Genomic DNA, 22,354 nt, shown 5'->3' with positions numbered 1-22,354 from the left:
TCACTTTACTAATTCAATTGTTTCTGTAACTTTTATACTATCCTTTACAGATTGAACAATTGTGCAATTTTTCACTGCAAGTTGCAGCGCCTTGTCTAATTGTTCTTCTGTAATGTTTTGCGCTTTAATTTTATAGTGCAAATGAACACTTTCAACTGGTTTTGATAAAGCTTCACTTCTACCAATTTCAGTTTCAATTGTAAACGTATCGTATGTAATACGTTTCTTTTCTAAAATTGTTCGGAAGACAATTGCACTACATCCTGCGATAGAAGACACGAGTAATTGTAACGGTGAATATCCGTTTTCTTTTCCAATCGCTAATTGACCATACGATAAATCTGCCTGTATATCATCGTGTTTGATTGTTAGTTTCATTTGGTGTCTCCATCTCCACTTTCATCGGTTTCTGCCGTTTCTTATTTATATAATAATATATGTAGCAGAAAATGATAAATGGAATACCACAATATAACGCCATTCGTTGTTCTGGAATAAACGCTAAACTAATAACAACGATGCTATTTGTAATTAAAGCTAAAATTGGAACAAGCGGGTATAGTGGTGTTCTATACTTTAAGTCCTCTAATTTTCCTCCGCCTTTTAAATACTGACTTCTAAAGCGAAGTTGTGATAAAGCAATAATGATCCAACTTGAAACAGCCGATAAACCAGCTATAGATAATAAATACATATATACTGTATCTTCTGCAAGGAAACTTGTTAATAAAGATAACGCCGCTACAGCAATCGTTACGACTAACGCTGTAATCGGAATACCACGTTTATTTACTTTCTTGAAAGAAGTTGGTGCCATTCCTTCATTTGCAAGTGACCATAGTATACGCGTTGCTGCATATAACCCTGAGTTCGCTACAGATAGAAGAGCTGTAATAATAACGAAGTTCATAATATCAGCTGCATATGGAATACCGATTTTATCAAATACAACTACGAATGGGCTTTCAATTATCCCTGCTTCTTTCCAAGAAATTAACCCTACTAAAATTGTCATTGTTAAAATGAAGAATAACATAATGCGCCATACTGTATTACGAATCGCACGTGGAATTGTTTTTTCAGGATTCTGACTCTCTCCTGCTGCAATCCCGATTAACTCTGTTCCTTGGAAGGAAAAGTTAACTGTAATCATCGTAAGAAGCACTGCAGCTAGTCCATTTGGGAATAGCCCACCATCACTTACAAAGTTAGAGAAAAGAGGCGCTGCTTCTTTTCCATCGTATGGTAAGAATCCTAGTAATGCGCTACCACCAAGTAGAATGAATGCAATAATTGTAACTACTTTAATACTAGAGAACCAAAACTCTAATTCAGCATAACTCTTCGCTGATATTGCATTTGAAGCATATAAAATAACTCCGAATACGAGACACCATACCCAAACATCAACATTCGGAAACCATCTTTTCATCATTAAACCGATCGATGTTAATTCTAATCCTACTGTTACTGCCCATCCAATCCAGTATAGCCAACCGATCATAAATCCAGTTCCTGGTCCAATAAACTTCGTCGCATACTTTTGGAAAGATCCTGAAACTGGCATTGCTACCGTTAGCTCTCCAAGACAAAGCATTGTTAAATACATAATAAATCCGCCCACTAAATATGAAAGGATGGCTCCCCCTGGTCCAGCCTGATTAATGGTGTAACCTGAACCTAGAAAAAAACCAGTTCCGATTACACCACCTAGTGCGATCATAAATAAATGTCTACTCTTCATCGTACGATGTAATTGCTCATTCGTTGTTTGCTGCATCTTAATCCTCCCCCTACAAGTACCCCTATCTCTTTTTAAAATTTTCTGATAATAAAAATATACACGAAAGCGATTACAATTTCTATATAAAATTAAAACTTTTCTGATAAAACAATATAAAAATTCAAATATTAAGAGCTCGCAATACTAATTTGAGGAAAAAAAGGATTTATAAGGAAAAAACTCTTACATTTTTTTGTAAGAGTTAACGTATTTCTAATCTTCTAGATAAAATTGATAAACCGTAGTTTACAACAAAATACATACAGGCTGCTAGTATAAATGTCGGAATCATATAATTTACATTCTGCCCGCTAATAATTTGAGCATTATGCATAAGCTCTGGCAATGATATAACAACCGCTAATGACGTATCTTTTAACAATGAAATAAATTGACTAACAAGCGGGGGGACCATTCTTCTTAATGCTTGCGGCAAAATAATATGCCAAAGCGCTTGCACATACGTTAATCCAGAAGACCTTGCAGCCTCAATCTGCCCTTTTTCGATAGATAATAGACCGCTTCGAACAATTTCAGATATCATTGCCGCTTCAAATATTGTTAAAGCAACAATTGCAGCTGTTATAATTTCTAACTTCAATCCCGCTTCCGGAAGTGCAAAATACGTAAAAAATATAATTAAAAGTAGCGGTAAATTTCGAATGACTTCCACGATAAAGCCTAATATTTGTGAGACGACAGGTATTTTCGTATAGCGCAATATTCCTATTACACTACCAATAATAAAGCTAAGTACAATTGCTATGAGCGCTACCTCTAACGTTATGAGTAATCCTTTTAATAAAAAGAGGATATGATCACCTGTTATCGCTCCTTTAAAATCCATTTATACCGCCTCCTTTGCCAAGCGTTTTTCTAAATAACGCACTAGCATACTTAGCGGAATTGTTAATACTAAATAAAACATCCCGACAAATATATATACATCAAACGTAACGAACGTCTTCGTTGAAATTAAGTCTCCTTGATACATTAAATCCGTTCCAGCAATAATTCCGAGTATTGAAGAGTTTTTTACTAAATTGAGAAATTGATTTCCTAGAGGAGGAATGACGATTTTCATCGCTTGAGGTAAGACGACATGATACATCGCTTGCGTATAAGTTAATCCTGAAGAACGTGCTGCTTCCATTTGACCTTTCGCGACTGATAAAATACCAGCACGAATTACTTCCGCAATAAAAGCCGCTGTATAAACTGTAAGCGCAACTGTCCCTGCTACAAAACCGTTGAAAGTAATTCCTATTACAGGCAAAGCAAAATAGAAAATGAATGCAATTAATACGAGTGGAATATTTCTAACAAACTCTACATAGGCAGAGCCAATCCAATTCAAAATACGAATAGGTGAAATTCGCATCACTGCCATAACAATTCCTAAAACAAAACTTCCTATTAGTGCAACTACACTAGACATAACCGTATATTTAAATCCTTCTAAATACATATCAATGTTATTCGTTAATATAGAAAAATCAGGCACATATTCTCCCCTCTTTCTTTACAAGAAGAGGATGAGTACTCTCATCCTCTCACTCTTACTATTTATCACGAGAAATAAAGTTTCATTTTACTTCTCTTGTTTTTGACCAATCCATTTTTCATACAATTTATCGTATTCTCCATTCGCTTTCATATCTTTTAATAAACTATTAATCTCTTTCGTTAAATCGTCTGCACCTTTTTGTACTGCAATTCCATACGGTTCATCCGTGAAAATTTTCCCTACAACTTCATAATTAGAATCTTGTTTTGCCATTCCGTAAAGAATCGCATTATCTGTAGTTAAAACATCGCCTTTACCTGCTTTTAACGCTGTAAATGCCTCACTATAATTCTCAAACTCTAATACTGTTGCTTCTGGTGATTTTTGGCGAATGTTATTTGTAGATGTTGATCCTTTTACAGCTAATACTTTAACGCCTTGTTTTATATCATCAATGCTCTTAATATTGCTTCCTTTTTTCACAAGTAACGATTGTCCTGCTTTAAAATATACATCTGAGAAATCTACTTCTTTTTTGCGTTCTTCCGTAATTGTCATTGTCGCAATAATTGCATCAATATCACCATTTTTCAGCATCGGAATACGTGTTTTAGACGTTACTTCTTTCAGCTCTAGTTTCTTTTCATCACCAAGAATTTTTTTCGCAAGTGCCTTCGCGATATCAATATCGAATCCTTCTACTTGCCCTGTTGAAGGGTTTTTCAATCCAAATAAATTCGTATCATTCTTCACTCCAACTACTAACTTCCCGCGCTTCTTAATTTGCTCAACAGCTCCGCCTTGCTTCGTATTCGTTTCTTTCGCCTCGTCTTTTTTCCCCCCGCACCCAGCAACAATAAACACGAATAAACATGAGAATACGATTAGGGTAAACAACTTTTTCATCTTAAGCATGAAATTCCTCCTTTAATGATTTAATACCCGGCTTAAAAATAGACGTGCTCTTTCTTGTTCAGGATTTGCAAAAAATTGTGATGGTGTTGTATCTTCGATAATTTGACCGTCATCCATAAATAAAATTCTATCTGCTACCTCACGTGCAAATCCCATCTCATGTGTGACGACGACCATCGTCATTCCTTCTTTAGCCAGCGCTTTCATAACATCAAGCACCTCTCCGATCATCTCTGGATCAAGAGCGGACGTAGGCTCATCAAATAGCATAATTTTCGGTTGCATCGCGAGCCCTCTAGCAATAGCTACCCTTTGCTGTTGACCTCCGGATAATTGATGAGGATATACACCTGCCTTCTCCGGGATTCCTACTTTCTCTAAATAAACCATCGCTGTTTTTTCTGCTTCTTCTTTTGAAGTTTTATTTACTTTAATTGGTGCTAGTGTAATATTTTGCAGAACTGTTTTATGTGGGTATAAGTAAAAATGCTGGAAGACCATACCAATATTTCGGCGTAATTCATTCATATCTGTTTTTTTATTGTGTACATCTGTATTTTGTACGATTAACTCTCCATCAGTAATCGCCTCTAACTGATTTATACACCGAAGCAATGTACTTTTTCCTGATCCTGAAGGACCAACAACTACTACCACTTCACCTTTTTTCACTTGCACATTAATATTTTTCAAAACTTGGAAGTTACCATAATATTTATTTACATTACGAAACTCTATCACCATACTCCCCCCTCTCCTAAACAAAGCATGTACATTCTTTTTATATTCAAAAATAGGCAAAAAAATAACTTTCATCTTCATTTTGTCCATAAAAAAGAGCAAAGGGATTTCCCTTTGCTCCTTCATTTCTATTCTCTTAAGATACTTCTTCTTTCTTGTCTTTCCCGTATTCATGCTCCCAGAAATCAGCATTTTTAATTCCTAATTTCTGCGGATCGAATACTGGATCTTTTCCTTCTTTTTTCTGCTTTTCATAATCCTTTAATGCGATCAATGCCGGTTTTTGTAATAATAGAATCGCAATAATGTTAACCCATGCCATAATTCCTACACCAATATCTCCTAAAGCCCATGCTGTTTCTGCTGTTTTTACACAACCGTAGAATACAACTCCTAAGAATACAAACTTTAGTACGATAGACATCCAAGGACGGTCTTTATCACGATTTAAGTAAGCTATATTCGTTTCTGCAATGTAGTAATAAGCCATAATTGTTGTAAATGCGAAGAATAGTAAAGAGATTGCTACGAAACCGTTTCCAAATCCAGGGAAAACAGATTCTACTGCTGCCTGTGTATAACCAGGACCTGGCTGTGCACCATTTAATTTATTGACGATAAAGTTTTTTCCGCTTGCATCAAATACGTTATACATGCCTGTAATAATCATCATAAATGCTGTTGCTGAACAAACAAATAATGTATCAATGTAAACGGAAAATGCTTGTACTAACCCTTGTTTAGCTGGATGCGATACTTCAGCTGCTGCTGCTGCATGGGCCCCAGTTCCTTGCCCTGCTTCGTTTGAATAAATACCACGTTTTACCCCCCAAGAAATTGCTAAACCGATAATCCCGCCAAAAGCCGCTTCTAATGCAAATGCACTTTTTAAAATTAACATGAAAGCGTCTGGTAATTTTTCAATATTCATAGCTACAATTACACAGGCTACTAAAATATAGCCAAGCGCCATAAACGGTACTACAACTTGCGCTACGTTAACAATTCGCTTAACTCCACCAAATATAATAAGTGCTAATGCCGCTACTAATACCGCTCCTGATACAGAAGTATTAATACCAAAAGCTGTTTCTAGACTTACAGCAATACTATTCGCCTGAACACCCGGTAACAGCATCCCCGTCGCAAGAATTGTCGCTGCAACGAATACTAAAGCATACCATTTAACACCTAGTCCTTTTTCAATGTAATAAGCAGGACCACCGCGGAATTGCCCTTGATGCTTCGTCTTATATATTTGTGCAAGCGTCGATTCTACATATGCAGAACCAGCTCCTAGAAAGGCTACCGCCCACATCCAAAATACAGCCCCTGGACCACCAAAGGCAACAGCCGTTGCAACACCTGCAATATTTCCTGTTCCAACGCGCCCTGATAATGAAAGTGCTAAAGCTTGGAATGAAGAAACACCCGCATCCGATTTTTCCCCTTGAAATGTAAGTTTCACCATTTCTCCTACATGTCTTACTTGTAAAAACCTTGTTCGAATGGAAAAATATAGACCTACTCCTAAACATAAATAGACAAGTGCTGGACTCCAAACAATATTATTTATCCAACTTACGATAGCTTCCAACTTTCCCCCTCCTTCTTTATAAAGAATATTCAGAATATATATAAAATTATAAGTGTATACCGAATCTATAACAATATTATTTTAATAAAGCAAACATATTTTTGTATAAAAAAACAAAGTATATATTTATTTTATATACTTTGTTCCCTTATCTCTGTATTATGTATTCACTATTGCCTCTTGCTTTATAATTCTTTCATACAACTCATCTGATAACTTTTGAAAATCCTCTGGCATATCTTTCCCCTTAAATTTCTTTTGAATCGTACCGTATAGGCCTATATCACGTAACCGTAAAAATAACGGTAACGATTCATACCAACTATCCGCCAGCCTGTGCTCATATTCGTACCCCTTTCTTAACACTTGTAACTGTTTACGAGCAAATTCCGTCTTTTTCTCCAATGTCCACGGTGTAAAAAGAACAGAGTAATAAAGAACCATTGCCAAATCATGAATGAAGTAATTATAGGCAGCGTCATCAAAATCAAAGATTGTTAGCCCTTTTCCATCATAATGAAAATTACCTGGATGAATATCGCCATGCATAAGGCCAAACGTTTCTCTTTCGATTGGAAGAGCCTTTATTTCATCCATTAATACAGTGGCAATCCCTTTCACCTTCTCATCTTCTAATCCATTAACAATGCTACTTTCATCCTCTTCCCACGTATCACGGTAGTCTGTTTTAGGATAATCCATTGTAAGGCGGTGCAGTTGTCCAATCGCTTTTCCCCACGCTTCAAAGTAAGCATCTCCCCAATAAGGCGATCCTTCTCCTTTTACTTGCTCACCTTGTGCATATGTAAATAAAGACGCGAAAAAGAAAGTGCCATCTTCCGCTCCAATTTCTTCTACAAGGTTTTGAGATATTGAATTACGAGGTCCCGCCACTTTTGCCCCATGCTCTGCAACATACCGTAAAAAATCTAGTTCGGTCTCTACCTCTTTTTTAGACCGATGAGAAGAATGGGTTAAGCGTAATACGTAATCTTCATTATTTTTACCCTTCGCCTTAAAAATATAATTTTCAAAATCACCAAGTGGCTTTTCTTCCACCGTTACATGATATGCCTTTGCTGCTCTTGCTAAAATTTCATTCGTAAAAACACGTTCTACTGCTATCTCCATATATATCCCTCCTATATATCCTTTATTTTAATTCGACATGAATGTCAGAAGTACTGCTATGAAATTGAATAATGCGTGGGCAATCATAGCCGATAAAATAGAATTTGTTTTTTCATATAACCACGCGAATACTACACCGCTTAAAAAATTCACCGGTAATGTGTTATATGTTGGAATATGAACAACGGTAAATATTATTGAACTTATAAGCACCCCGCCCCATATGCCATATCTATCACGAAAAAACGTATAAAAAACACCTCGATATAAAATTTCTTCATAGATTGGTGATATAACTGCTGCTCCAATTACCGCGATACAGAACGCATATATTGATTTATCATTTTGGATCGTCTCCGTTTTACTATTTTCGAAAGAAATCCCCAGTTTCTCCATTATCATTAATACTCCAACACTCACTACAATCAAAGAAATAACCGCTACAAATGTCCACAATAAATCTTTCCATGAAAGCTTCCGAATTCCAATATCTTTCCACGACAGTTTATATCTTTTTATGCAAAAAAGATAAACTAAAAATGTAAATATCACTGCCATTATAAGTCCCATTAATACTCCAGCATATAATGAGTTCCCTATTATTTTTAAAGCATAATCATAAAAAAGAGATTCAACCATTACTGGTACAATCAGAAATACAAAAACAAATAAATATAAAATTTCTTTCCATCCCCACATACATTTTAAAGTCATCTACACCATCCCCCTATATCCTATTTTCTTTAGTATAAAAGATGACGTAACGTAACTTTCAAGCTTATTTTTTTCAAATAATCCAAGCATAATTTTCTCTCAAAACACAAAAAAGGTTGATTCACTCAATCAACCTTTACACTATTAAAAATTTTATTTCTCAATTCTTCATCAATTTATTCTTATATATAACATTTATCTTTATCTCTCTTCACCTTTTGTCTGCATTGAATTGAAAGTCCAATTTAATTTTAATGAATCTCCTTGAAATACATTTTGCTCTTCATTGCTATCTACAAATGTGAACATTACGTAGAAAGTATCATCATCACCAGGAGCAAGTCCATTTCCTTCTCGGTCTACAACACCTTTTTGTACAAGATCAGGAATACTTCCGTTTTGCGTAGCTACCTTTAATTCAGATAATGTAGTAGACCAAATTGGAACCTCATTTTTATCCAAATTCCATAAGAAATCGACACGGATATGATCACCAAAATCAGCACTTCCATTATCTCCTTTAGCATCGATTACACTGTAATCTGTCAGAAGTTTCACATCTCCTATCGCTAAAGTTCCTTTGTTAACTAATTGAAAACCGCGTTCCATTTCATCACCTGGTTTAATATTGTCGACATTAATAACAACTTCAGGATTAACACTCAAATCTAAAGTACCCGCTGCAAACGTGTTTTGTGATACTTCCTTATCACTAAAATACGCATATGTCCCCCCGCCAATTAAAGATAAACCAAGCCCTGCAGTTACAACACCCATACCAAGTTTTTTCTTAATACTCATTTCACAAGTCCCCCTATTTTTAAAGTTCAAACTCCAAACCTTATTTCCATCCCACAAACAATACTAATTAAACAAATAATATCCCCCATAACGAAACCTAACCAACGTTAAACTATTTACTTCATGTATACAAATAACTATCACTTTAAGAATAGCCGGTAATGTTACATCGAATCATTACCGGTCCATTGTTAGTAAATCCTATTTAATTCTATACTCATTGTTTTATCACTTAGTTTACTCTAGAATTGTGCCCACTTATTTTTTTGGCTCTAATCCAATGGAACGTAAGATTTTATCTAACGTCACTGGCCCTACATTTTCTTTCGGTTTCTGATTTTCTTTGGCATCTGGACCCTTTTTCAAGAAATTCTTCTCAATAAAACGAATATCTGTTTCATTTACAACACCATCTTGATTGACATCTCCATCTTTTACAGCCACTTTTCCTTTTTCATATGAAAGAGCTGCTATTCTAGCATCTTGAATATCTACCATTTTATCGCCGTTTACATCACCTGCAAGGCTGTCATCCATATCAGCTCTAAAGTTTTGTCCCACTAATTCTCCATCCTGCATTTTCCCTATTTTTGTAGTTAATTTACTATTTAAATGACCTGGCATTTCTACGAAAATATTATATTCTGTATCACTTACTGGAACACTATGAATTTCAAATTGCCCATTATCATCAACCGTTCCTGTATATTTCTTTCCATCCTTACCAACTGCATACACTTTTGCTCCTAGTTTTGTGTAGTCATTCTTACCTAAATACCCCTCTTCAGTTAAGAAAGCTTCTGGTCCAATATATCCTGTAACCATTGCATGTTTCGAAATAATAGAAAAGGATTTATCTTTAAACACAGGAATCTCAACGCCTTCTGATGCACCTGTTTTTGTATAAGAGAATTTATCTACTCCAAATGCTGTTAAATTATTAAAATACTCGTCACTCGTCATCTCGAATGTAACATCTACAAATGGTGCGTCTCCATCTAGACCTTTAAATTCTGTTCCTTCTAAAGATGCACCAACTTTCACCTTGTTTTCCCAGTTTCCTTCTTCATTTATCACTGGATCTTCTAATTTAATATTTAATCCATGTTGTTTTGCATATTCTGCAAGTGCTGGATTTGGTTTAACATCTACAAATTTAAACAACTGTTTACTATAAGGAATCTCAAATGTACCTGACATAAGTTGTTTCACATTATTAAGATTTAAAGTTAATGTAATTTTTTCTCCTAGTTTAACTTTATCCTTGTCATAGCTTGGGACAGCGTATTCCGTTCCCTCTTTAACAAAGACATAATCTTTAAATCCATTTGCCATATTTGATGCAGTTGCAAGATCATATCCAAATAACCTTAAATTAAGCGGTTCATTGATTTCCTCTGGAAGTACACCAAATTTAAAATCACCATTGGCTTGAATTGTATTCAACCAACCTGACGGAAAAGCAGAGTTTTGGTAATATACAATTTCATTAGTTTTTTGGTCATACTGAAGGCCTTTTGCCTTTAATACATCTATCGTAGAATCATAAATGTTACCATGTACCCATAATGCACGCTGACCATCTTCTTCTTTGAACATAGATTCATTTACCTCATGAACGCCAGGTTTTACATCGGTAAATTTCATTTCAGGTTTGATATTATCAATAATTACGCTATCTCCTTTTGTATAAGGTTTCCCTTCTTTGTCATATCCAATGAAATCAAGTTGGTAATCTCCATCAGGCAACGTAACTCGCTTGTCTCCAATTGGATGATTTGGATCTCCTGTAAACGGGAATACATAGCCACCCATACCATCGAACATGATATATTCAATATTTGGTGTTAGACTGCTAGCATTAATTGTCCCCACAATTCCTAATGCCTTTCCTGTTTTTCGATCCTTCACCACTGCATCGATAGTTTCAAGTGGACTGTTCAATTTAAATGTCAGCGGTGAACTCGGCCTTTCCATAAATGGATGGAAGTTAGATGTATCTGTTGCCATTGCATCTCTCAGCAAATCTACAGATTCAATTCCTTTTTCTGTGAATTTAACTGCAAATGGCACTTGATATACTTCTTTTTCATTTTTTTTATTTGAAATATGAATATATCCCTCATATCTACCAAATTCAGCGTTTTCTGGAATGATAATTTCAGGGCTAATTTCCCCTGATGTACTAGGAGCTACTTTAATAGAATCTTGTACGTTCAGCTTCACACCATTCTTCGCTGCATCTTGCACACCTACACTTGTTGGTGAAAACTCTACTTCTAATTTAAACTCTTTCTCGTCTGTTTTATTGCTGTTCTTAATTAAGACTTTTCGACTATCTTTAATAGGTCCATTTCCCAATTGGTTTTTATACCCGAATGCAATAGACCCTGTTTTTTCTTCAATTTCTACTTCTTCATCATTTACAACGTTTGATGTTTTATCGATAACCTCGATAGCTGTATCTGCATGAACTGCACGATACGCATCAATTCGGCCTGATCCTACCTCAAATACAGAGCGTGCCTCTTTTAAGTCAACTGCAGTATTCATAAGCGCTTCTTTTACTTCAAACGGACTATAGTTTGGATGTTCTTGTAAAATGAGTGCCGCTACCCCCGCAGTATGAGGAGTTGCCATAGATGTACCTGACATACGTCCATACGCTACCGGATAATTTTCTCCATCCTTTGGATCATTAATATATTCAGGAACAGTTGAGAAAATAGACACACCTGGTGCTACAATATCTGGCTTAATATCATCTGTTTTAGTTGCAGGACCACGGGAGCTGAAATCAGCTAAGTGATCTCCCTCTGTTTTTATATTACTAAGTTCCCCAAACGCTAACGACACATCCCCTTGTACAGCTTTTGCTTGCAATTTCTCACCATCTACTTTTGTTAAGCGGAATGATGGAATAGATGCAGTACTTTCCCCAAGATAACTTGTAATTTCCCCATCTACATTGTTGTATACAATTACCGCCTTTGCGCCTGCTTCCTTAGCATTTTTAATTTTTTCATCGAATGTAATCTCACCGCGCTGGATGAGCGCTAACTTTCCTTGTACATCTTTCCCTTTAAAATCATCTATTTTCCCAAGACCTGTATATACAACAGATAATGATTGACCTTTCAAATCTTCAATCTTATCAGTAAAGCTTTTTCCAAGTAGCATCATTTTATCCACATGTAAATCAGCTGCATCGGCGGAAAATGTCGGGATAGTCATCGCAGCGTCACTTGCTCCAACTGTAATTGGAAGTGCTGCTGCACTAGGTGATCCAAGGGTACCTTCTTCTGGACCACTATTACCTGCCGCTACTACTGTAACAACACCAGCTAACATCGCATTGTTTACTGCAATAGAAGTAGGATATAAAGGATCATTAATAGACGCACCTAATGATAAATTGATAACGTCCATATCGTCTTTCACTGCTTTATCAATCGCAGCAAGAATACCGCTTGTTTGTCCACTTCCATATGGACCTAATACACGATATGAATATAAATCTACATCCGGAGCGACTCCCGTAACTGCATAATCCACACTATTCTTTTTGTCTGCAGCAATTGTCCCAGCTACATGAGTACCGTGGGATGTATAGTATGCACTTCCATCATAAATTTCAGGATATCCTCCAGAATTTTGCCAATCCTTATACGTTGTCTCCATTGGATCAGCATCATTATTAACAAAATCCCATCCTTTTATTGAGTTCGGATCTATTTTGCTTGCATCTTCACCTTGCTTTGCACGATACCCTTTATAAGCATCTTTTAAATCAGGGTGGTTATAATCAATACCTGTGTCCAGTACACCTACCTTAATTCCTTTTCCTGTTATTTTTTCATCATGCAGCTTGTCCACACCAATTTGTGGTACACTATCTGCCATTTTGGGTTCGGCAGCCGTCTTAGCTGTTTCTTTCGGTAAATCAATTTTGACCTCACTATCTTCCCATACGCGCTTAACAATACCAGTGCGAACTAAGTCTTCAATCATATTCGCAGGTAACGAAATCGCTACACCATTAAAAGCATTCTTATATTCTCTTGTTATTTTGGCAGATTTAAAATTCGTCCCTTTATCTTTATTCTTTTGAAGCTGCTCAAACTCTGATTTAAATTCTTTATGAGATGCTTCTACCTTTTGTTCCGCAGTTGAAAGGGCTATTTTTTTCCCCTTAGCTGCTTGTTTTAACATCTCGATTTTGCTAGGTGCTTGCTTAAACTCTACAATCACATTCACATTATCAGGACTTGCTGTATTGATGCCTGGTGAAATAACAAAACCTGGTTTTGTATCTAACGTTTTTAAGGCATTACGTTGTTCCTTTGTAAGACCTTTCAATATAGCATTTGCATCATCAATCCCAGTTAAAGTAGTTGTATTTACCTCTTCGGCCAATACGTTATATGGAATTCCTTGAGACATTAACATACCAACAGTTAGCGTTCCGATAAGTATTTTTCCGAATTTCCCCTTCTTCATAGCGCATCTCCTTATTATTAAAATTATTTTTTCTAAAATAAATCCTCTGATCTCCTATTTAGCATTGGCAATTCTATCAACCTTGAATCTATTTAAAATAATCGAGAATCTCCAACACTACTACCGCCATCCCCACACTTCTAATCTTCTTTCTATAAAAGCCCCCATAAATTGTTTCCAACTACAATGATTTACAACATGAATTATTAGTAGCGTTAAGCAATAATTCTATTTTTATTATTTCACATTTTGATTTTTCTGAATATTAAACAAAAGGAGTAATTTTTTTCTAATGATTCTATGCCCAAATAGTACAAAAGAACTACCTTGCCCTTTATTCTTTGTAATATAGAATAAAGAAACACGATAGTTCTTTTAAACATCTCTTATTTAATCCAACGGAACCAATTGATTTCGAACAGCATAAATCACCGCTTGTGATCGACTTTTTACATTTAGTTTTTTAAAAATTTTATTGATGTGAATTTTAACTGTTTTATCACTAATATATAGAGCTTCAGCAATTTCTTTATTACTAAGTCCTTTTACTAATTCAAAAAGAATTTCCTTTTCACGTTCCGTCAGTTCATTTTCATTTGATTCTAATTTCATTTTTTGCTGATGATATGTAATTAATTTTTTAGTCATACGCGGATGAATAACTGAATCGCCTCGATATAACATTCGAATTGCTGCTATTACCTGCTCCGATGATGAATCCTTCAATAAATAACCATCAGCACCAGCCTGAAGTGCATCCATTAAATACTCATCATGTTCATACATTGTAAACACAAGCACTCGGCAATTTGGATAATTTTTTTTTACTAACTCTGTGGCTTCAATCCCATTTTTCCCTGGAAGATTAATATCCATCAAAATACAATCTGGTCTGCATTCTTCTACTTTTCCCAATACTCCGTCCCCAGAGCTAGCTTCTCCAACCACTTTCATATCAGATTCATCCTCTAGTATGCTCCGAATTGCGTCTCGTAAAAAAGCATGATCATCCACTACTAATATTTTAATCATTTTACGCACCCCTTGTTTGTGAATCTGGAATTAATAGTGTAATTTCTGTCCCTTTCCCTACAGAACTATCAATCTGTAAAGTAGCCCCTAATTGTTCAGCTTGTTCATTCATATGTAATATACCATAATGTGGCTCATTCTTCGTTTTAACCATAGACTCAAATAGTGAAAAGCCGACTCCATTATCCTTAACCCTTAAAAGCACGTGCTCACTTTGATAGCTAAGTAAAACATCAGTCTTTTCTGCTTGTGCATGTTTTACAATGTTTTGCAAACTCTCTTGTAATGTATCAAAAATAACTCTTTCTTTTGAAAAGCTGAGTGCACGTGCATGACCTCTTTCATGATATGTAATATCTAGTTCATATTCTTGTTTTAAAGATTTTATTTTACTTGCTATCGCCTGCTTAAGCCCTAATTGTTGTGTCGGATATGGTTTTAAAGCATAAATAGAATAACGAACTTCTCCTAGGCTTCCTCTTAAATCTTTTATACTTTTCTCTACTATTTGCTGCATATCTATTGGTTTATCACGGTATTTTTTCTGCGCGGATTCTAGTTGGTATATCACCCCGGCCAATGTTTGTGCAATACCATCGTGAATTTCGCGTGCGATTCTATTTCTTTCTTCTAAAATCATTCTTTTTTCCTGTTCAGAAATCAATATTCTTGTTTTAACTACGTTAGCTAATTGGTTAGAAAACGTAGCTAACGACTGTACATCTTCCGGAAAAAAACCCGCAGTTCTACTTTTCCCTGCAACAAACATTCCGACTAGTTCATCATTTACAATAAGAGGAAAATATACAAGCGAGCGTATGACGCTATCAAATATTTCATCTCCAGGAGCCGTACCAGTTTTCCAATCATGAAACACAAGATTTTTAGAGATTCCCTCAAACGCCTTGGATATTTCTGAATGATCAGAAATATACAGACGAACTTTCCCATCTTTCAATAGAAGATTCCAGTTCCCATCATCTTTTGTCCATATTACATATGCTTGTATGCCAAAAAAGCCTTTAAGCGCTTGTTTAATATGTTTCAAGTTTCCTCCGGTTAGTCCACGACTAATTTCTGCCGTAATAAGAAACAGCTCATATAATCGTTCCTTCTCCATCCTTATCCGTACAGAAAAAGAACTAATAACTGAAATTGCTACAAGTGGAAAAAAGAAAAACAGTACTGTAATCTCGTTTATTTCCACACTATATGTACTAATTAATACATGCATCAGGGCCGCATAAGAGAAACCAAAAGTTTCGCAAAGAAATACCGTTACAGTTTTTTTATACCACTGATAGATTGAATATGGCTGCGGAAGAATTATCATTAACAAATCGTAAAAGCGGTTGTTGAAGAAGCCAAAAAACACGCAAAATAACAACAAAGATATTAAATTTTCATATAGAACTGACATATCTATCTTGTTAATTAATAAAGACATACATTTATTTGAAAACCATTCGGCCAAGATCAAACTAAGCGCATGCTGAGTACTATTAAATAACATTCTTTGTATCGGTGAACGACGATGCAGGTGAATAATTAGCGTTACGAGTACAATAGCAATAATAGTCATATGGATTCCAAACTGCCAACTCATAGCGTAAATTATCGGAAAGGTAAGCGAGCTAGTTCCTCTCCAAAATCGTACAGGAAAATACTCTGCAATCCCCATAAATATTAATAACAATATTAATATCGTTGGATAAGAAGGGATTTTAATATCAAGTAAAGATATGGTTATAGTAATCAAGCCAAGAAAAGAAATAAAATAAAGATAAGAACTAGCAATCTTTTCTCTCATAAAGATAGAATTTACATCCTTCAAAACAACCCCTTCTTTCTTTATAAAACTTCATTTTCTCTATTATCCAACAAAAAACCGGCACTGGCAAAATGGAAAAACCTCCACTAGCCAATCACCGGCTGTGTACTACACCTAAAAAGGCAAGACACAATATTAGTATAAATCGATTCTCATAAATTTCCTATTCATCAAACGATGTAATTATGCATACCGCTAGGCTTATCCTCTATAGTACAAAAGATATATATTAATATCGCTAATCTAATATACGCTTTCTTTCCATCCCTTATATCCTATTTTCTTTAGTATAAAAGATGATGTAACGTAACCTTCAAGCTACTTTTTTCAAATAATCCAAGCATAATTTTCTCACAAACAACAAAAATTAACAGAAACAATTTCAATGTAAAGGAGATGGAAATTATGGCCGAACAGAAAAATTCACAACAAGATAATAAAAAAAAGCATATGTTTCCATCACTTCCGGAAAATATTAATTACATTGAAAATAAGCTCTGTCATTCAGATGATATAAAAAAATTAGATGTCCCTTTCCAAAATGGAAAAGGAACAATTATATATATCGAATCTTTAGCAGACCCAAATTTAATTCATCAATTAGCTCTTGAACCATTATTAACTCGATCGGATCTGTCTTTAGATAAAGCTTTTGCCACATTAAATATGAAAAAAGAAACAAATTTAAATTATGGTGTGCAGCTTTTATTACAAGGTAAATCTTTATATTTTCATGAACACGTCGACAGTTTTTGTATTTTCGAAACAGCTCTATCTTTAAAGAGAGATATAACAGAACCTGATAATGAAGGGATTGTCCGTGGACCGCATACTGGTTTAGTAGAAGATTTAGCAACCAATTTAGCTTCTATTCGTAAACTCATAAAAAGTCCACATGTCGTCGTTAAATATTTCACACTCGGTGAAGAAATGCATACGAAAGTGGCAATTGCTTATATGCAAAACATAGCTAATGACGATCTAGTTACAGAAGTAAAAAGAAGGTTAGAAACGATTAAGACAGATGCACTTATGCCTCCAGGATATATACAAGAATTTATAGAGGATACGTCTTTCTCACCCTTTCCGCAACAATTAAATACAGAGCGTCCAGATAGAGTCGCAGCAAATTTAATGGAAGGACGAGTTGCTATTTTATCTGATGGAGATCCAACTGCACTTATCGTTCCTGTTACGTTATTTGCTTTCTATCAATCACCAGATGATTATAATAACCGCTGGATTGTCGGTTCTTTCATCCGAATGATTCGCTTAGTCAGTTTCTTGATTGCCTTTCTCTTGCCCGCTATATATATCGCAACAGTTGCTTTTCATCCTGATGTGTTGCCGCTCGAACTTGTTTATACGATTAAAGCTTCATTAGAAAAAGTGCCACTTCCTCCTATTTTTGAAGCTCTCTTAATGGAATTAATCTTTGAATTATTACGGGAAGCTGGTATTCGCTTGCCAAGCCGAGTTGGACAAACAATCGGTATTGTAGGTGGTTTAGTAATTGGTGATGCAATTGTAAAAGCCGGTCTCGTTTCTTATACAATGATTATCGTTGTAGCTTTAACTGCAATCTCATCTTTTCTTGTTCCATCAAATGATATGAGTTCCGCAGTTCGGATTCTTCGTTTTCCGTTAATGCTCCTTGCTGCCATATTCGGCTATGTAGGAATATCATTCGGTCTCATTATAACTTTCGTTCATTTATGCCAGTTACATTCATTTCATACCCCCTATCTTTCTCCTGTTGCTCCGATGCGGATAAAAGATATGAAAGACTCTTTTGTACGACTACCAATTTGGTCGTTTTGGGAACGACCACATGATTCAAAACCGAAAAAAATGCAACGACAACATGTAACGAGAGAGGATGAGAACGGTGACAAACACGCAAAGTAAAATTTCACTTGTTCAATTTACCTTTTTCGTTATTCAATGCCAAATCGGAGTTGGTATACTTTCTCTACCAAACCGTCTTCACCCAATAGCAAAAGGTGGCGGATGGATTTCTGCTCTCATCGCTGGTCTTGCAATTCAACTTATTATTTTACTTATGTGGCTTTTCTTAAAACGATTTCCTGATGCAGATATGTATGAAAGTGTTTGTATGCTATTTGGGAATAAGTTTGGAAAACTATTAGGTTTTGCTTATGTTTTTTATTTTACCCTTATCGGTATGACGGTTATGTTAAATGCTTGTAATGTCATTAAAGTTTGGATATTACAAGCAACTCCTTGGTATGCCACCCTCATGCTATTTACAATAGCTTGTTGTTACATAGCTTATAATACGTTCAAAGTCATCGTACGGTTTTACGTCATGGCTTCTATTCTCATTTTACCAATGGCTCTTTTAATTGCCCTAGGGCTTACACGAGCTGATTTTTCTTACATTTTTCCAATTACAGAAGCCGGATGGTGGAATATTATTCAAGCATCAAAAGAAACCATTACAGCTATGTATGGTTTTGAGATTATTCTTATCGCTTTCCCAAAAGTAAACGGGAGTTCTGTGGCAAAACTGAAAGCAATTTCTATCGCTAATGGATTTGTAACTCTTTTTTATACTTTTACTGTTTGGATTTGCTTTATCGTATTTAGTCCAAAACAAGTTGAACTTATTCCAGAGCCAGTTGCTTACTTATTGCGTTCTCTGCATATTGGGATTATAGACCGAACCGATTTACTATTCATCCCAATATGGATGATAACTGTTGTAGCTTCTATTGCTAGTTATTACTGTGCTGCTTCTATAGGAATTGGACATATCTTCAATCTGGCTAATCATAAAAAGGCTGTTCCAATCGTTGGTATTATTGCTTTTAGTGTAGCCCTATTTATAGATTCACCTGAAGAATTAAAAGTAATTGCAACTTTTACTGATAAGTTCACGTATATTTTCATAGTTGTCCTCCCTCTTTTATTTCTACTTTATTCAGTAATAAGGAATAAGAAAGGAGAACAGTATGTTCCAAAAAAGAGTTAAATTACTTTTTATATTATGTACTAGTGCATTCCTTTCTGGCTGTTGGGATCAAGAACCATTAAGAGAAGCGAGATTAGCTTATAGCATTGGATATGATATTACGGAAGAAAATAAACTTCAGCAAACGCTTGAACTCGTAAAAAGTTCAAGCGGAGAGCAATCTTCATTCGAGAATGAAATACATTCAGCAAACGGGCATAACATAAGGGATACAAGCGATGCCCTAAAAAAAAATGTGACTGGGAATATTCGCTATTTTAAATATGGTGTTCAATTACTAGGAACCAAAATTCTAAAAAAAGGTATACTCCCCTATTTAGATGTCAGCTTTCGGGACCCAACAAACCCAACTGCTTTAGTAAAACTTATTGCAGTAGATGGTGAAACATCCGAGATACTAGAAAAAAAGAAGGTAGGAAATTTACTAATTGGAGATTTTCTAAAGAAAAAAGTGAAAAGCTTAGAAGATATGAGTGTATTTCCAAAAGAAACTTTAGAAACAGCTGCTACAAAAATGTTAGATCCCGGTAAAGACTTTACCCTCCCTTCTATAAAAATAAAAGGAAAAGAAGTAATTACAAACGGGTTAGCTTTATTTAACAATGATAAATTAACTGGGCATTTACCTTTGAAACAATCTGTTTTATTCGTATTATTAACCGGAAAAATGGGAACAAGTGCCCGTATAACCCAAAAACTTACTAGCGATGAATCAGAGAAGACATCTGATTATTTAACAATGGAAGTTAGTAATCGAAAGTTAAAGCGAGACTTAAAAATAACAACAGATAGAAAAGGAAATGTATATGCTCACATTAAGCTTCAACTAAAAGTTATAGCCCTTGAGGCTCCAAGAGATAATATTTACAAAATGGAAGAAAGAAAAAAATTAAATGAAAAATTATCTAAACAACTTACAAAAGAAGCAAAACAAATAACGAACAGGTTACAAAAAGCAAATTGTGATGCTTTCGGTATAGGTAGAAATCTTATCGCTTATCATCCAGAGTTATGGAAGAAAAAGAATTGGAATAAAGATTATGCAAAGGTAAAATTTAAACCGGAAGTAGAAGTAAAGATTTTATATAGTGGCGTCTTAAAATAAAAAGGTTGGACGCCCGCCGGCATCCAACCTTTTATTTCATATAACGATATACAATTGACTCATACGGTCTTAAGTTAAGATTGGTAATATCTTTACTTGAATCTTTGTAATTTGATAATAATACTTCTTGTTTCATACCATCTAATTGAACATGAACTGGTACAGAATACGTTATTTCTTCTCCATAGAAGTTATTTATAACAAGTAATACTTCATTATTTACAGTACGTGTATACGCCCAAATGCTAGGATGATTTCCATCTAAAATAGCATATTTCCCTTCTGTAATTACATCATACGTTTTTCTAAGTTCTATTAACTTTTTATAATGATAAAATACAGACTCTTTATCTTCTAATGCTTTTTCTACGTTTATTTCTGTAAAGTTTTCAGCCACTGAAATCCAAGGTGTACTTGTTGTAAAACCACTGTTCATCTCTTCATTCCACTGCATCGGAGTACGGGAATTATCACGAGATTTTTGTTTTAAAATCCCGATAATATCTTCTTTTGATAATCCTTCTTCCAGCTTTATATCATATATATTTAACGATTCCACATCGCGATATTGCTCGATGGACTCGAATTTAGGATTCGTCATACCGATTTCTTCGCCTTGATAAATGTAAGGTGTGCCCTGCAACATATGCATAGCTGTCGCTAGCATTTTCGCAGATTCATTTCGGTACTTCTCATCATCACCAAACCGTGAAACGATACGAGGCTGGTCATGATTACACCAGAATAACGCATTCCATCCTCCGCCCTTTTGCATTTCAATTTGCCAATTAGACATAATTTCTTTTAATTTAATGAAATCAAAATCAGCTTTCGTCCACTTATCACCATTCGGATAATCTACTTTTAAATGATGGAAACTAAACGTCATGCTTAGTTCATTGCGCTCAGGATTCGAATATTTAATACAATTATCAATTGTCGTAGATGACATTTCTCCAACTGTAATTACATCTTTCCCTTCAAAAACATTTTGGCTCATCTCTTGTAAATATTCATGGACGCGTGGACCATCTGTGTAATATTTACGCCCATCACTTGTAGCAGTGGTGCCTTCATCACTTAAAAATCTTTGATCTTTTGAAATTAAGTTAATAACATCAAGGCGGAATCCTTTTACACCTTTCTCCAACCAAAAGCGCATCATATCGTACACTTCTTCACGAAGCTTTTCATTTTCCCAGTTTAAATCAGCTTGCGTCTCATCAAATAGATGTAAAAAATATTGCCCTGTTTTCTCATCATATTTCCAAGCAGATCCTCCAAATTTAGACTGCCAATTATTCTTTTCATCACGCCAAATATAATAATTTCGATACGGACTATTCTTATCTTCTTTTGCTTCTTTAAACCACTTATGCTCCGTTGAACTATGATTTACAACGATATCAAGCATGATTTCAATGTCACGTACTTTCGCTTCTTTTAAAAGCTCTTCAAACTCTTCCATCGTCCCGTAAGATGGATCAATGCTGTAATAATCACTTACATCGTATCCATTGTCATTTTGTGGTGATCGGTATATCGGTGTTAACCAAATATAATCCACTCCAAGTTCCTTTAAATAATCTAATTTCTCTGTAACTCCCTTTATATCACCGGTTTCTTTATTATAGTAACTATTAAAGCTCTTCGGATAAATTTGATAGACTACACTTTTATGCCAATCTTTCATGCTTAATTT

17 protein-coding genes are annotated in these 22,354 nt (G+C 35.1%); 3 read left to right on the top strand and 14 right to left on the bottom strand.

Going from position 1 to position 22,354, the window contains the following annotated elements; genetic code table 11:
- The 13 genes from MKX37_RS03255 to MKX37_RS03195 form a co-directional block, all read right to left on the bottom strand.
- Positions 1–378 (bottom strand): OsmC family protein, encoded by a 378-nt coding sequence (locus tag MKX37_RS03255; RefSeq protein ID WP_000778855.1) that lies wholly within the window; start codon positions 376–378, stop codon positions 1–3.
- Positions 353–1,780, bottom strand: a complete 1,428-nt coding sequence (locus tag MKX37_RS03250; RefSeq protein ID WP_002125217.1) for an amino acid permease — start codon at positions 1,778–1,780, stop codon at positions 353–355. The genes MKX37_RS03255 and MKX37_RS03250 overlap by 26 nt, the downstream gene beginning before the upstream one ends.
- A gap of 205 nt (positions 1,781–1,985) precedes the next feature.
- Positions 1,986–2,630, bottom strand: a complete 645-nt coding sequence (locus tag MKX37_RS03245; protein ID WP_002134376.1) for an amino acid ABC transporter permease — start codon at positions 2,628–2,630, stop codon at positions 1,986–1,988.
- Positions 2,631–3,287 (bottom strand): amino acid ABC transporter permease, encoded by a 657-nt coding sequence (locus MKX37_RS03240; protein ID WP_002090963.1) that lies wholly within the window; start codon positions 3,285–3,287, stop codon positions 2,631–2,633. It abuts the gene before it with no gap.
- Positions 3,288–3,374: 87 nt separating this feature from the next.
- Positions 3,375–4,205, bottom strand: a complete 831-nt coding sequence (gene glnH, locus MKX37_RS03235; protein ID WP_002125212.1) for a glutamine ABC transporter substrate-binding protein GlnH — start codon at positions 4,203–4,205, stop codon at positions 3,375–3,377.
- 12 nt (positions 4,206–4,217) lie between these two features.
- Positions 4,218–5,072 (bottom strand): amino acid ABC transporter ATP-binding protein, encoded by an 855-nt coding sequence (locus MKX37_RS03230; RefSeq protein ID WP_307838809.1) that lies wholly within the window; start codon positions 5,070–5,072, stop codon positions 4,218–4,220.
- 10 nt (positions 5,073–5,082) lie between these two features.
- Positions 5,083–6,543, bottom strand: coding sequence for an alanine/glycine:cation symporter family protein (locus tag MKX37_RS03225; RefSeq protein WP_002010512.1), 1,461 nt, complete (start codon positions 6,541–6,543; stop codon positions 5,083–5,085).
- Between the two features lie 159 nt (positions 6,544–6,702).
- On the bottom strand, positions 6,703–7,674 hold the full coding sequence (locus MKX37_RS03220; protein ID WP_078422241.1) for a phosphotransferase enzyme family protein: 972 nt from the start codon (positions 7,672–7,674) through the stop codon (positions 6,703–6,705).
- 27 nt (positions 7,675–7,701) lie between these two features.
- Positions 7,702–8,388 (bottom strand): CPBP family intramembrane glutamic endopeptidase, encoded by a 687-nt coding sequence (locus MKX37_RS03215; protein ID WP_002125203.1) that lies wholly within the window; start codon positions 8,386–8,388, stop codon positions 7,702–7,704.
- Positions 8,389–8,589: 201 nt separating this feature from the next.
- Positions 8,590–9,189 carry a TasA family protein gene (locus MKX37_RS03210; RefSeq protein WP_000023371.1) on the bottom strand — a complete coding sequence of 200 codons (600 nt, stop codon included), beginning with the start codon at positions 9,187–9,189 and terminating at the stop codon, positions 8,590–8,592.
- A gap of 258 nt (positions 9,190–9,447) precedes the next feature.
- A complete protein-coding gene (locus MKX37_RS03205) occupies positions 9,448–13,689 on the bottom strand; it encodes a S8 family serine peptidase (protein ID WP_078422242.1) in 4,242 nt (1,413 codons plus the stop codon).
- 390 nt (positions 13,690–14,079) lie between these two features.
- On the bottom strand, positions 14,080–14,721 hold the full coding sequence (locus tag MKX37_RS03200) for a response regulator (RefSeq protein WP_002035350.1): 642 nt from the start codon (positions 14,719–14,721) through the stop codon (positions 14,080–14,082).
- Position 14,722: 1 nt separating this feature from the next.
- Complete coding sequence (locus MKX37_RS03195) at positions 14,723–16,555, bottom strand: GAF domain-containing sensor histidine kinase (RefSeq protein ID WP_078422243.1); 1,833 nt, start codon at positions 16,553–16,555, stop codon at positions 14,723–14,725.
- Positions 16,556–16,957: 402 nt separating this feature from the next.
- On the opposite strand from MKX37_RS03195, the gene gerKA reads away from it, so the two are divergent.
- From gerKA to gerKC, 3 genes are read left to right on the top strand one after another with little or no spacing between them, the layout of a single operon-like run.
- Positions 16,958–18,460, top strand: coding sequence for a spore germination protein GerKA (gene gerKA / locus MKX37_RS03190; protein WP_002125193.1), 1,503 nt, complete (start codon positions 16,958–16,960; stop codon positions 18,458–18,460).
- A complete protein-coding gene (locus MKX37_RS03185) occupies positions 18,441–19,547 on the top strand; it encodes a GerAB/ArcD/ProY family transporter (RefSeq protein WP_078422244.1) in 1,107 nt (368 codons plus the stop codon). Before gerKA ends, MKX37_RS03185 begins: the two co-directional genes overlap by 20 nt.
- The gene (gene gerKC / locus MKX37_RS03180) at positions 19,528–20,652 is read left to right on the top strand and encodes a spore germination protein GerKC (RefSeq protein ID WP_002125191.1); all 1,125 of its coding nucleotides are present in this window, start codon (positions 19,528–19,530) and stop codon (positions 20,650–20,652) included. Before MKX37_RS03185 ends, gerKC begins: the two co-directional genes overlap by 20 nt.
- Positions 20,653–20,683: 31 nt before the next feature.
- Here gerKC and treC read toward each other — a convergent pair whose 3' ends face one another.
- Positions 20,684–22,345, bottom strand: a complete 1,662-nt coding sequence (gene treC, locus MKX37_RS03175) for an alpha,alpha-phosphotrehalase (protein WP_078213700.1) — start codon at positions 22,343–22,345, stop codon at positions 20,684–20,686.
- Positions 22,346–22,354 lie beyond the last annotated feature (9 nt).

It is taken from the genome of Bacillus sp. FSL R5-0709, assembly GCF_038004785.1.
GTDB classification, from domain to species: domain Bacteria; phylum Bacillota; class Bacilli; order Bacillales; family Bacillaceae_G; genus Bacillus_A; species Bacillus_A mycoides.
This window is presented reverse-complemented; position numbering and strand designations above follow the sequence as displayed.

What these genes read in the sequence shown, in the direction of transcription:
- MKX37_RS03255 (WP_000778855.1), bottom strand. Translation starts at nt 378, where the DNA reads ATGAAACTAACAATCAAACACGATGATATACAGGCAGATTTATCGTAT.
- MKX37_RS03250 (WP_002125217.1), bottom strand. Translation starts at nt 1,780, where the DNA reads ATGCAGCAAACAACGAATGAGCAATTACATCGTACGATGAAGAGTAGA.
- MKX37_RS03245 (WP_002134376.1), bottom strand. Translation starts at nt 2,630, where the DNA reads ATGGATTTTAAAGGAGCGATAACAGGTGATCATATCCTCTTTTTATTA.
- glnH (WP_002125212.1), bottom strand. Translation starts at nt 4,205, where the DNA reads ATGCTTAAGATGAAAAAGTTGTTTACCCTAATCGTATTCTCATGTTTA.
- MKX37_RS03230 (WP_307838809.1), bottom strand. Translation starts at nt 5,072, where the DNA reads ATGAAGGAGCAAAGGGAAATCCCTTTGCTCTTTTTTATGGACAAAATG.
- MKX37_RS03220 (WP_078422241.1), bottom strand. Translation starts at nt 7,674, where the DNA reads ATGGAGATAGCAGTAGAACGTGTTTTTACGAATGAAATTTTAGCAAGA.
- MKX37_RS03215 (WP_002125203.1), bottom strand. Translation starts at nt 8,388, where the DNA reads ATGACTTTAAAATGTATGTGGGGATGGAAAGAAATTTTATATTTATTT.
- MKX37_RS03210 (WP_000023371.1), bottom strand. Translation starts at nt 9,189, where the DNA reads ATGAGTATTAAGAAAAAACTTGGTATGGGTGTTGTAACTGCAGGGCTT.
- MKX37_RS03205 (WP_078422242.1), bottom strand. Translation starts at nt 13,689, where the DNA reads ATGAAGAAGGGGAAATTCGGAAAAATACTTATCGGAACGCTAACTGTT.
- MKX37_RS03200 (WP_002035350.1), bottom strand. Translation starts at nt 14,721, where the DNA reads ATGATTAAAATATTAGTAGTGGATGATCATGCTTTTTTACGAGACGCA.
- gerKA (WP_002125193.1), top strand. Translation starts at nt 16,958, where the DNA reads ATGGCCGAACAGAAAAATTCACAACAAGATAATAAAAAAAAGCATATG.
- gerKC (WP_002125191.1), top strand. Translation starts at nt 19,528, where the DNA reads ATGTTCCAAAAAAGAGTTAAATTACTTTTTATATTATGTACTAGTGCA.
- treC (WP_078213700.1), bottom strand. Translation starts at nt 22,345, where the DNA reads ATGAAAGATTGGCATAAAAGTGTAGTCTATCAAATTTATCCGAAGAGC.